A 2,156-nucleotide genomic window follows, 5' to 3' on the forward strand; every position below is an offset into this window, starting at 1 on the left:
GCGCTCGAGGACCCTGACGCGTTGTTTGTTAGGGAGAGGCTACCGCTAATGCATAGGCTGGTTGAGGAGAACCTAATCATGGACGACGTGTACTTCAGGCAGGAGTACCTATGGATAGACCAACCACCACCAGAGAAGGACCCAGACCTAGGCATTGACAAGTACATTGCTTGGCAAACACCACTGCACAGAGAAGCAATTAAGAGGGCACTGAAGGAGGCAACATGATTAGAATAAAGGTATTAAAGCCCAGAACAGGATTGATATCGAAGGGCCGCGGGCGGATAAGCATAACTTTGGGCCTAGCCCTAGTAACTGCCCTGAAGAGAGTTTATGATTTCGAAGTTAAGGGTGCCTGCACATGGAGGGAGCTCTGGACATGGCATGCATCAGTTGTGAGTTAGTAAACGTAGAGCTTGAACGCCACGTAAACATTGACTTAGTGAATAAGATAGTCGAGGTGTTTAGGGAAAAAAGAGGTGGAATGGGGTCGCAACAATGTTAAGTGGTGAACTGGGCAGGGCTAAGCTTGAGGTCAATGCGCATAATATGGCAAGTGCAGAATAAATGCGCCATGAGCCATATGCCCCAGCTCGGGTTAGAATTTAAATTTCAGTTAAAATATTAGAAACGCAGTGACAGGGTAATGAGTGGTCAGATAGCTTTAGTCATACCTCCACCCTCCCCATCACCCTCACAGACACTTTACGGCGCATTAACGAAGTCTCACCTATACAATACATTCCTAGAGTACACCAGGCCCTATATCGAGCATGTATTAAACGAGCCTGAAGCCGCTGAGGAGGAAGCCCAGAAGCTACTAAACGACACGAAGTTCCTCTACCTTCTAACAATGCTTTACCAGGACGCGGTACTCACGGTCTCCGAGGACAAGTTGAGGGAAACCTACGGGTATGTTTGGGGCAGATTTAAGGAGTTCGACATTGACATCGAGGACCCCATGGAGATCATGCTGGAGCATGACCTGTGGAAGCTCCGCCAAATTAAAGGAAACTTCGACAACTTCGTAACGATGTTCTTGAACTTCGCGATGGAAAGCCCTGAGGATGCGTATAAGTACGCCGTGACATTAACAACACTAACACTCCTACTAATAGCGAGTCTCAATGCTAAAACCCGAGAAAAGCTAGAGACTCTAGCAAATGAAATCAGGGAACTAGCCGACGAACTAGAACTCTACACACTAACATTCATGGCGGTGCTAGAGGGGAACGAGGAGGAAAACAAGGTCGTAGCAACCGCAGGGTCCACAGAAGAACTCAGGAAAGCCCTGGAAATAGTATGACGTCAAGCAATGAATTCAAGCATAAGGTTGAAATCCCAAAGCGCTTCATTAGATCCTTCAAGTCACTCAGCGAGGAGATGAAACAAAGGGTGATGGAGAAAATACAGGAACTCTCGATGAAGCAAATAACCGGGAAACCACTGAAGGGAAAGTTCAAAGACTTCAAGAGGATAAGGGTGGGGAAATATAGGTTAATCTACAGCGATAAAGAACCATGCAGGATATACCTCTACGACATTAAATTAAGGGAAACAGCCTATAGGTGATACACCTGGGTCTCGTCTGGGTTGAGGCGGTGATTAGGAATCCCAATACGGGTAGGCACGTAACCACTAAAGCACTTGTTGATGCAGTCGCCACCCTAACCGTGGTTCCGAGGAGATTGCTGAGGAGCAAGGGCACCGTGGAACTCGGCGAACGTGTAAGCATTGTAGAGGCCATGGGCGGGAAGGTATATACGCATATACCGATGTTGGAAGATGTTGTAAACATGGTACTTATGGGTGTAGCAACCCTCGAGGCATTAGGCCTCGAAGTGGGTCCGGTCACGGGAAACTGAGGGAAGCTAAGATCCGCTAAATAAATAAAGAGTGCTGTAGCGCACGGGGCTTGGGCTTCTAGCTAGTGCTAGGAAAAAGCTCTGGAGCCTCATGGCTGTTGGGCAGGTTAGGGCTGTGGACCTATCGAAGGCTTATAAACTAAGGAGACTGCTTGGAAGAGGCGGGAGAAGGGCAGACAATGCTATAGAAAAGTATATTGATTCTGGTGTAGAACTCAACTGATTTCAGGCGAGTTCTATGGCATTTCACGAAGCCGGTGGGAAGGCTCTTCGGCACCTAGAGCTTGCCGA

At 48.0% G+C, this 2,156-nt stretch carries 5 protein-coding genes and 1 pseudogene; all 6 read left to right on the top strand.

Annotation, left to right across the window (positions count from 1 at the left end):
- Positions 1-228 (top strand): annotated as a pseudogene (locus tag B7L70_RS12505) (AAA family ATPase); the annotation flags it as partial.
- The gene (locus B7L70_RS13085) at positions 225-404 is read left to right on the top strand and encodes a hypothetical protein (RefSeq protein WP_143701655.1); all 180 of its coding nucleotides are present in this window, start codon (positions 225-227) and stop codon (positions 402-404) included. The pseudogene B7L70_RS12505 and the gene B7L70_RS13085, both read left to right, overlap by 4 nt.
- 242 nt (positions 405-646) lie before the next feature.
- The gene (locus B7L70_RS12510; RefSeq protein ID WP_081228453.1) at positions 647-1,306 is read left to right on the top strand and encodes a hypothetical protein; all 660 of its coding nucleotides are present in this window, start codon (positions 647-649) and stop codon (positions 1,304-1,306) included.
- Positions 1,303-1,572: a type II toxin-antitoxin system RelE/ParE family toxin gene (locus B7L70_RS12515; RefSeq protein WP_081228454.1), complete on the top strand. Its 270-nt coding sequence runs from the start codon at positions 1,303-1,305 to the stop codon at positions 1,570-1,572. The genes B7L70_RS12510 and B7L70_RS12515 overlap by 4 nt, the downstream gene beginning before the upstream one ends.
- Entirely contained in the window at positions 1,569-1,865 is a 297-nt protein-coding gene (locus tag B7L70_RS12520) for a hypothetical protein (protein ID WP_081228455.1), read from the top strand. The genes B7L70_RS12515 and B7L70_RS12520 overlap by 4 nt, the downstream gene beginning before the upstream one ends.
- 91 nt (positions 1,866-1,956) lie before the next feature.
- A complete protein-coding gene (locus B7L70_RS14220; protein ID WP_255408874.1) occupies positions 1,957-2,088 on the top strand; it encodes a hypothetical protein in 132 nt (43 codons plus the stop codon).
- The last annotated feature ends 68 nt before the right edge of the window (positions 2,089-2,156 follow it).

The organism is Vulcanisaeta sp. EB80 (genome assembly GCF_002078205.2).

Excerpts from the sequence above, each read along its gene's own strand:
- B7L70_RS12510 (WP_081228453.1), top strand. The coding sequence starts at position 647 with ATGAGTGGTCAGATAGCTTTAGTCATACCTCCACCCTCCCCATCACCC.
- B7L70_RS12515 (WP_081228454.1), top strand. The coding sequence starts at position 1,303 with ATGACGTCAAGCAATGAATTCAAGCATAAGGTTGAAATCCCAAAGCGC.
- B7L70_RS13085 (WP_143701655.1), top strand. The coding sequence starts at position 225 with ATGATTAGAATAAAGGTATTAAAGCCCAGAACAGGATTGATATCGAAG.
- B7L70_RS14220 (WP_255408874.1), top strand. The coding sequence starts at position 1,957 with ATGGCTGTTGGGCAGGTTAGGGCTGTGGACCTATCGAAGGCTTATAAA.